General features: G+C 45.5%; 8 protein-coding genes. 2 read left to right on the top strand and 6 right to left on the bottom strand.

Going from position 1 to position 9,014, the window contains the following annotated elements:
- From B4K20_RS15315 to B4K20_RS15295, 5 genes are all read right to left on the bottom strand, one after another.
- Window positions 1-417: efflux RND transporter permease subunit (locus B4K20_RS15315; RefSeq protein ID WP_289283580.1), on the bottom strand; the 417-nt coding region annotated here is incomplete at its 3' end.
- A complete protein-coding gene (locus tag B4K20_RS15310) occupies window positions 414-1,583 on the bottom strand; it encodes an efflux RND transporter periplasmic adaptor subunit (protein ID WP_289283579.1) in 1,170 nt (389 codons plus the stop codon). The genes B4K20_RS15315 and B4K20_RS15310, both read right to left, overlap by 4 nt.
- Complete coding sequence (locus B4K20_RS15305; protein ID WP_289283578.1) at window positions 1,580-2,914, bottom strand: TolC family protein; 1,335 nt, start codon at window positions 2,912-2,914, stop codon at window positions 1,580-1,582. Before B4K20_RS15305 ends, B4K20_RS15310 begins: the two co-directional genes overlap by 4 nt.
- A gap of 114 nt (window positions 2,915-3,028) precedes the next feature.
- Window positions 3,029-4,231: a multidrug effflux MFS transporter gene (locus tag B4K20_RS15300; RefSeq protein ID WP_289283577.1), complete on the bottom strand. Its 1,203-nt coding sequence runs from the start codon at window positions 4,229-4,231 to the stop codon at window positions 3,029-3,031.
- The gene (locus B4K20_RS15295) at window positions 4,228-4,743 is read right to left on the bottom strand and encodes a MarR family winged helix-turn-helix transcriptional regulator (RefSeq protein ID WP_289243869.1); all 516 of its coding nucleotides are present in this window, start codon (window positions 4,741-4,743) and stop codon (window positions 4,228-4,230) included. The genes B4K20_RS15300 and B4K20_RS15295 overlap by 4 nt, the downstream gene beginning before the upstream one ends.
- A gap of 353 nt (window positions 4,744-5,096) precedes the next feature.
- Between B4K20_RS15295 and B4K20_RS15290 the strand changes: the two genes are divergently transcribed.
- A complete protein-coding gene (locus tag B4K20_RS15290; protein ID WP_289283576.1) occupies window positions 5,097-7,418 on the top strand; it encodes an FdhF/YdeP family oxidoreductase in 2,322 nt (773 codons plus the stop codon).
- A gap of 77 nt (window positions 7,419-7,495) precedes the next feature.
- Here B4K20_RS15290 and fabG read toward each other — a convergent pair whose 3' ends face one another.
- On the bottom strand, window positions 7,496-8,275 hold the full coding sequence (gene fabG, locus B4K20_RS15285; RefSeq protein WP_289283575.1) for a 3-oxoacyl-ACP reductase FabG: 780 nt from the start codon (window positions 8,273-8,275) through the stop codon (window positions 7,496-7,498).
- A gap of 142 nt (window positions 8,276-8,417) precedes the next feature.
- Between fabG and B4K20_RS15280 the strand changes: the two genes are divergently transcribed.
- Window positions 8,418-9,014 (top strand): phosphotransferase enzyme family protein (locus B4K20_RS15280; RefSeq protein WP_349678809.1); only part of this gene is annotated, 597 nt, incomplete at its 3' end.

Genomic DNA, 9,014 nt, shown 5'->3' with positions numbered 1-9,014 from the left:
CCGTTGGGCTTTCTCAATCACCGGGTTTTTGGCATCGGCGGGGAAAGTCGATATGGCATCCACTTTCGTTTTGACATCACGAAGAAGTGTGTCTAAATCATACTCACTCTGCTTTTCAACGGTGACTGTTACGCCGGTGCCCGTTGATGTACTGGTAATCCGTTTAATACCAATAACATCTTCCAGTTGCTCTTCTATTTTGATGGCCAAACCTTCTTCAGACTGTTTGGCTGAACCACTGTCGTAGGAGACTGAAATGGTCAGTGAGCGGGGATCCATGCTTGGAAAGGCTTCTTTTCGCAACTGACCAGATTCAAGCACACCCAACATAATGACCAGAATCATTAATAAATTCGCGGCCACAGGATTGGCCGTAAACCAAGCGATGATGCTGCTTGAATAGGATTTCTTTATCATGACTGTGACACCTCAACAGCTGTCACAGCCATGCCTTCAAGATAACTATTTAAAGGGCTGACAAGTACAGGAACCGTGGCATTTGCTAGTGACTCAGGAGGCGCGATATAGATAGAACCGCGGCTTGAAAAGAGCGGGCTGGTACTGAATTTTTTCAGGGTGTTATCAGCTGATACATACCAGACTTCACCGCGTTGACTTAAGGCGCTGGTTGGCAGTTTCCACACGCCTGCAATATCACGACCTTCAATGTGGGCCTCTACAAACGTGCCGGGAAACAAGGCTGGTTCAATATCTAAAGGTTTATCGACGGCAATGATCAAACTGCGTTGACGAGTTTCCTGATTAAGACTTTGTTCCGCTCTAAGTACATAACCTTGCCAGGAATACGAATTCTCAACACTCGTCACCGTGACCGGCCATTTACCACTATTCAGCACAGACAAACTGGGGAGATTGCTCCATTCTTGAGCAGATAAAGCCACAGAGATTTCTACGTGATCGGTACTGTATAAGGTCGCGACTTCAGTGCCAGTCTGAACATAACTGCCAGGGGACACTAAACGTTCAATAATAAGTGCGTCAAAGGGCGCTTTAATGGTTGTTTGAGCCAGATCCTTTTCAGCCGCCTTGAGATTGGCCTCGGCTTCTTTCACCGCCGCTTTGGCGGCAGCCAGTTGTGGCTTACGCAGCACCAAGTCTGAGTCTGGTTCTCCTTCAAGTCCTGAAGATTGCCACTCACTCAAGGCTTGCAGACCTTGACGTTGTTCTTCTAATAAACTGACTTGGGCAGAGCTTAAGGCTTGCCGCGCACTCTCCACAGCGGCCTGATAATCACTATTTTCAAGCTGGGCCAGCAAGGTCCCTTTTTTTAAACGTCGACCACTTTCAAATTGTTGGGATATATCATCAATCTGACCGCTTACCTGGGCTGTAAGCGTGATATTGAAGTGCGGACTGGCCGCACCAAAAGCACGCACTGCTGATGCATAACTGCCTGGTGTCGCCATCATCACGGATACATCGGGGCTGGGCAGTGGTTCTTTTTGCACAGGCATTGGCCTATTGGCCTGTGCTGCTGACAGATGTTTGACCACTAAAACAGTGACAAACAGAATGCCACAAGCCAGGATGAACAGAATGATTTTGGGGAAATGACGCTTCATGGTGTGGTTCTCAGGCCGAGTGCTAAGCCAAGATTAATCCGGTTAATCAGGCGTTGATAAATAAGGTTATCCAGAGTGGCTTCCAGATTGTAAGTTTGTTGCTGTACAGTCAGTAAATCCAGAATATCGACCAACCCCGTTCGATAACTTGTCTGATACTGCTCTAAGCTGTTTTGTGCACTTTTTAATGCATCCGCAATGTGCTGCTGGCGGGTTAACAGATTTTGCTCCAGACTAAGATATTGCTCGACTTCATTAACGGCTGTTAATAAGGTTTCACGATAACGCTGATAGCTATAGGCCTCATTTAATTCGGCTTCCTTAGCTGCTGCACGTAATTGCCCACCTTGGTAAATAGGCGCTGTCAACTGAGCGAGTAATGACCAGAGTGGTGACCCCATTAATGCCTGATGAGGAGAAGAGGCCGCATCTTCAAGAGCGGCACCAATGTCCAGGCTTGGTAAAAGTTCTTTATAGGCCACTTCAGTGCGTAGCTGGTCTGCTTCAATAGCGATGTAGGCCGCCTGTAAGTCGGGGCGACGTGCTAAAGTTTGTTCGGGTAAATCAGCCCAGGCCAGTTTGACTTCTGGATAGCTGGCTGGCGCCTCAATATCGGCAGTGTTGGTCTGTCCTAATAGTGTCTTTAAGTCTCGTTGTTGCTGACGATAATCTTCCTGAAAGGCAGCAAGGTTGGCCCTTGATTGGGCACTGGAGCTACGGGCATTATCTAAATCTTCCAATGTGCCAATACCGTTTCTGTAACGTTGTAAGATATAGCGTTCATTTTGTTCCAAGGTATTCAAACGCTGCTTTTCTATGGTGATGGCATGTGACGTTGCGGTGAGGTTTAGCCAGGCTTTCATGACCTCTGCACTTAAACTATCACGAGCTGCTTGATAGAGCAGGGCTTGCTCGTTCACGTCCTGAGTGGCTGCCTGGCTATTGGCTTTTAACTTACCCCATAAATCAGCTTGCCAGCTGATATCGATACGACTGGTAAAATTATCATCAGCGTTCTCGCTGCGCGTTGCGCCTGCTGCAGCACTGATTTGTGGTTGACGAGCTGCATCGGTTTGCTGCAATTGCGTCTGACGAATTCGCAGTGTTAACCAGGTTTGTTGCAGGGTGGGGTTATGTTGGATAGCTGTTTCTACCAACTGATTAAGTTGCGCTGAAGCAATCAGGCTGTTCAATGATATAACGGACTCAGCCTCATCAGATTGTGACCAGGCGGGCAGAGTTTGCTCTTGTTGTATCTTTGTTTGGTAATCAGGGCTGGCAGACATAGATGCACAGCCTGACAGCAGCAATACTGCATTCAAGAGTGTCATTAGGATGCATTGTCTGTTACGAACTGACTTCACGTATACCTCGGAGATGATTAATTTACTGCATAACTAAGCTAGCGTTAGCAAAAGCATAAACGGCTGTCAGTTAACGCTGGGTTAAGAATGGTTATGTGTTGGTGATGGCTGACCGTATTGCAGCATGGTTCTGACGAGAGGACCTATGAGCGCACAGGCAAACATAATGACCACCATAGGCCATGGTGTACCATCACCGAGTAAACCCACTAATGAGCCACTTAATGCACCGGCTGCAAAACCAATGGAACCCAGTAAAGCTGTCGCGGTGGCGCTGTTTTGTGGAAAAAACTCTACCGTGCTTGAGGTTGCATTGGAGACAATTAAGCCCATTGAAGCGATAAATAAAATTAATAAAATCACCATAATCACTAGGTTGGGTTCTGTTGCCAGGCTGACATAGGATAATAAAATCAGGCTGGTCAGGACTTGTACCGCTTGTCCTAAGCTTAATAAAAATTGTGGTCTGTAATAGTGTAATAAACGAATATTGAGACGGTTCGCCAGCATCATGCCAATCACATTCAAACCAAACAGAAATGGATAAACGGTCTCGCTGATATCAAAGTAGCCCATGTAAACTGATGGTGAGCCGGTGATAAATGCAAACATACCCGCTAAGGCAAAACACTGAGAAAAGATAAATCCCAGTGCACATCGATGACTAAGTACCATAGCGTAGCGTTTGAACATACTGGTTCGTTCGGTGGCTTTTTTCCGTGTTTCAGGAAGTCGCAAGAACAAGGCTGTACCAATGCTCAAGCCATAGACCAGTAAAAAGACAAAAATAAGCCGCCAACCACTGAGATGCAGAATGATCATGCCAATAAGCGGGGCCAATAACGGTGCGAGCATCATGATCACCGCCATATTAGACAAGTGTCGGGCACTGTCTTTGCCATGACTTAAATCACGAATAACAGCGGCAGCATTCACCACAGCCACACCACCGCCGATAGCCTGGATAACCCGAAACAGCCAAACGCTGTGAATATCCTGACTGAAAATAATGCCAAGTGTGCCGACACAAAAAATGCTTAAACCACTCCCTGTCGCTGCTCGACGTCCAAAATGATCAGAAAACGGTCCACCAAAAATTTGGCCGATGGCAAAACCTGCCAAATAGAGGCTCAATGATATTTCAGTATCATGAATGCTGGTGGCTAAATCCGAAGCCATTTGCGGGATCGCAGGCAAATAGGCATCGATAGCAAGAGGCGTTAGCGCCGTTAGTGCTGCCAATAATAAAATCAGTGCCTTTGTTGGTGATACTGTTTGGTTCATGATTGTTCAGTTGTTGGTGAGTCTACAGAGGCAAGCGTTGTTTTAAGTAAGTTCGCCAATAAGGTTTTATCTTTGCCTGAAACAGAGGCTAATAATGTTTCCAGCAATGAAAAGTGTGCCGGATACACTTTATTAATGAGTTTCTTGCCATGAGGGGTTAGGCTCACCAGTACTTTTCTTCGGTCCTGCTGACAGTGTTGGCGCTGTATAAGGGCTTTTTCTTCCAGCTTATCAAGACGACTTGTCATCGCACCTGAGGTGAGCAACATACTTTGGTAGAGCTCTGAAGGTGTCAGGTAGCGTTTATTTTCGCGTTTCAAGGTAGCAAGAACATCAAACTCGCCAGGTTTGAGCGCAAATTCGCGGTGAAGTTCGCCGACTTGCTGTTCGATTGTTTTCGCCAGACGTAAAACACGACCGATAATTTTAATGGCATCCAAGTCAGTATGAAGACCTAACTGCTGCCACTGAGCCATGATGAGGTCGACTTCATCAAATTTTTTTCCCGACATGGGTGTATCCGATTCAGAATGTAATTTTATCTTAACATAAAGATAATTAATGTTAAGATAATTTATTCCACTGTTTTTAAAGAAGAATCTCAGTGGTTGTGCTGGGAATTTTTTCCTGAAATTGGCGTCTGTATTGATGCAAGGTATCCAAGCCAACTATAATAATGTTGATCGCAATGATCAGAAGGATGACAGGATTAAATTATAATCGTGTTTCATCACGCAGAACATGCCGTTCTGATCTCACTTACCGTATTCGGCTATGACAACAAGCAACTTAGCATACGAGCATTTGCTTGTGTTAGAGCTTGGTTATTAGCTGTTTTTATTATCTTGTCCGGAGAGATGTCCTAGTGAGTCATTACAAGCCCTACAATGGTCCAGCTGCTGGTTGGGGTGCACTTGTCAGTGTTACTCGTAACTGGCTGGGTAGCAGAAATGCTATTTCCAATATCCGTGCGATGCTGAAAACGAATCAGGATCATGGTCTTGATTGTCCAGGGTGTGCCTGGGGAGAAACGCCTGAAAAGGGCATGATTAAATTTTGTGAAAATGGTGCCAAAGCGGTTAACTGGGAAGCGACAGGCCGTAAAGTCACCCCGGCATTTTTTGCGAAGCACAGTAACGCTGAGTTGTTAAAAGAAAGTGACTTTTGGCTAGAGTCACAGGGGCGTATCACTCATCCGATGCGTTATAACGCCGACACTGATCATTACGAAACCGTCACATGGCAAGAAGCGTTTGATACGGTTGCCAAACACTTAAACCAGCTTGACTCACCCGATCAAGCAGAATTTTATACCTCTGGTCGAGCCAGTAACGAAGCCGCTTTTCTATACCAGCTTTTTGTCCGTGCCTTCGGTACCAATAATTTCCCAGACTGTTCCAATATGTGCCACGAAGCCAGTGGTATTGGTATGTCTGAAACACTGGGTGTGGGCAAAGGCACTGTTACCTTTGAAGACTTTGCTGAAGCGGATGCGATTTTTGTCATTGGTCAGAATCCAGGTACCAATCACCCACGTATGTTGGAACCGCTGAGTGAAGCAGTGAAACGTGGTGCACATGTCGTGTGTTTTAATCCACTTAAAGAACGTGGTTTGGAACGTTTTCAGCATCCACAAAGCCCGATGGAAATGCTCACTAATGAGTCTGAGCCAACTAATAGTGCTTATTTCAGACCTGCTTTAGGTGGTGATATGGCCGCTATTCGCGGTATGGCGAAGTTCTTATTGCAATGGGATCGCGAAGCACAAGAAAAAGGTAAACCGGCGGTATTAGACCATGCATTTATTCAGCAACAGACGCATGGTATGGATGACTACTTCGCCGAAATCGATAATACGCCTTGGGATTTGATTGAATCACAATCAGGCCTGAGTCTGGCTGAAATCGAAATGGCGGCTAAGATTTATTGTAAAGCTGACCGTGTCATTATGTGCTGGGCGATGGGTGTAACCCAGCATCTTCATTCTGTGCCGACTGTTCAGGAAATTGTGAACCTGCAATTATTGCGTGGCAATATTGGCCGTCCTGGCGCAGGTTTATCACCTGTGCGTGGTCACAGTAATGTGCAGGGTGACCGCACCATGGGTATTGATGAGCAGCCACCAGAATGGTTACTGGATGCCATTGAACAGCGCTTTGATTTTAAAGTGCCTCGTGAACATGGACATACCACGGTTCAAGCCATTGATGCGATGGAAAAAGGTCAAGCGAAAGTCTTCTTTGGGCTAGGTGGTAACTTTGTTCAGGCCACACCGGATACCGAGCGTTCACATAAAGCTATGCGTAACTGTGATTTGACTGTGCAGATTTCAACAAAACTGAACCGTAGTCACCTTGTTACCGGTAAAGAGGCACTGATTTTACCGTGTCTGGGTCGTACTGAAAAAGATTTCCAGAAAGCAGGCCTTCAAGGTGTAACCGTCGAAGATACTTTCAGCATGGTTCATATCTCTTATGGTCAGCTAAAACCTTTCTCACCTTTATTACGCTCTGAAGCCTCGATTATTGCTGGCATTGCTAAAGCGACCCTAGGTAATAAACCGGTGGATTGGGAATGGTTGGTAGAAGACTATGACCGCATTCGTGATCTGATTGCAGATGTTATTCCAGGCTTTGATAATTTCAGTAAGAAAATACAGAATCCTGGTGGCTTTTATTTGGGTAACCCAGCAGCAGAGTATCAATGGAACACCAATACAGGTAAAGCTAACTTTATTGCGAATCCTTTACCTAAGACATTGCTTCAGGACCAGGTTACCAAGAACGGGCAGTCTCCCGATCTGATTTTGCAAACCATGCGTTCTCATGATCAATACAACACGACGGTTTACAGCATGAACGATCGTTATCGAGGTGTGTATGGCATGCGTGATGTCGTTTTTGCTAACGAAGCTGATATCAAACGCCTTGGCCTGGAACACGGGCAGAAAGTAGATATGATTACCGTGTGGGAAGATGGTAAAGAACGAAAAGTATCCAACTTCACCTTGTTAAGTTATGACATCCCTCAAGGGCAGGCTGCTGCATACTATCCAGAAACTAACCCATTAGTCCCACTGGAAAGTTATGGCGATAAAACCTTTACACCGACCTCGAAATTCATTGCGATTAAAATGATAGCGAGTGCAAATGAAGCGGGTGACGTTGTCCGCTCCTCGGTGGCTTAAACAAAACTTCGATAATAAAAAAAGGCACTGTTAATACAGTGCCTTTTTTGTATGTGAACGGGGAGTGTTATGGCTGACTAGATCTCATCGACGGCTTCCATACACTCAGGTAATGTCTGACCACCATCAACCACGATCTGCTGTCCAGTGATATAAGCCGCTTCATCAGCAGCAAAGAATAAAGCCGCATTGGCAATATCCTCGACGGCACCCAAGCGTTTTAACGGTATCGCAGCCGCCATACTATTGAGATATTCTTCACCTAAATCAGCTAAGCCCTCAGTGTAAATATTACCGGGCATCACGGCATTAATGGTGGTGTTATAACGAGCCAGTTCCATCGCGGCTGTTTTCATAAAACCTAACTGACCAGCCTTAGTTGCTCCGTAGTGCGACCAGCCAGGATAGCCTGTGATTGGGCCAGTGATAGAAGAGGTCACCACAACGCGACCTTTGCCTTGTTTCTCAAATTGAGGGATACACGCTTTGACACATAGAAAAGTACTCTTAAGATTGGCTGACATAATCTCATCCCAGTCTTCAGGTGTTAAGTCGATGATTTTTTTCTGTGGGAACGTACCGGCATTGGCACAGAGAATATCGACACTACCAAACGTGTCTTCCGTGTATTTCACTAAAGCCTGAACTTGTTCCCAACTGGATACGTCGCATAAATAGTAATCTGCAGTACCACCGTGGGTATTGATTTCATCAACAGTCTGCTTAGCCGCCTCTTCTCCACGAGCGGCAATCATCACTTTGGCCCCTTGTTTCGCAAATACACTGGCAATGCCTTTGCCAATGCCTTTTGAGCCACCTGTAACGATGACAGATTTATTTTTAATAGAAGTGAGCATGCGCAATTCTCCCGAGAGTTAGTGAATAATGGTGTGACTGTATTTTTAACACAAATCTGTTACTTTGCAACAAAAATATTGCAAGTCAGTAAAAATGAAGTTATAAATGTGGCTAATTGACACAGTTACAGAGGTTATCTTTATGGCAGGTTTATATAATTCCCAGTTTGTTCAACGCCTAACACGCGGTGTGAAAGGCTTGCTTCCAATGTGGGATGTCTCAGAAAAGGCCAACATTTCCTTACTGACTGTGTCTGAAAACGCCACATTTCTGATTCAAGATGAGGCACGAAATCAGCGTTTCATTATTCGCGTTCACAGACCTAATTATCATTCTAAAAAAGAGATCCTGTCTGAACTGATGTGGATTCAATCACTACGTCATCAGCAAGTCTTGAATACACCCGAGCCATTAACAATGACAGATGGCAGTTTAGTGGCAGAATTTGACGATGAGGGGGCAGCTAGGTACGTGGTGGCCTTTGAGTTTCTTCCTGGGGATCAACCAAATGAGGATGAATCTTTAGTCGCAGGGTTTGAATTACTCGGTGCCACCTCAGCAAAACTTCATCAACATGCGAAAAACTGGACACTGCCGGATGGCTTTGAACGTAAAAAATGGAATTTTGAGAGTGCCTTTGGACCTGAGCCTTTATGGGGGGATTGGCGAGAAGCGCTTGGCTTGGATGAACAGGGGAAAGTGGTACTTGAGCAATTATGTCAGCTACTCGAGTCACAG

This window comes from Methylophaga sp. UBA5088 (genome assembly GCF_002414625.1).
GTDB lineage: Bacteria > Pseudomonadota > Gammaproteobacteria > Nitrosococcales > Methylophagaceae > Methylophaga > Methylophaga marina.
This window is presented reverse-complemented; position numbering and strand designations above follow the sequence as displayed.

Excerpts from the sequence above, each read along its gene's own strand:
- B4K20_RS15305 (WP_289283578.1), bottom strand. The coding sequence starts at position 2,914 with ATGACACTCTTGAATGCAGTATTGCTGCTGTCAGGCTGTGCATCTATG.
- B4K20_RS15295 (WP_289243869.1), bottom strand. The coding sequence starts at position 4,743 with ATGTCGGGAAAAAAATTTGATGAAGTCGACCTCATCATGGCTCAGTGG.
- B4K20_RS15310 (WP_289283579.1), bottom strand. The coding sequence starts at position 1,583 with ATGAAGCGTCATTTCCCCAAAATCATTCTGTTCATCCTGGCTTGTGGC.
- B4K20_RS15300 (WP_289283577.1), bottom strand. The coding sequence starts at position 4,231 with ATGAACCAAACAGTATCACCAACAAAGGCACTGATTTTATTATTGGCA.
- fabG (WP_289283575.1), bottom strand. The coding sequence starts at position 8,275 with ATGCTCACTTCTATTAAAAATAAATCTGTCATCGTTACAGGTGGCTCA.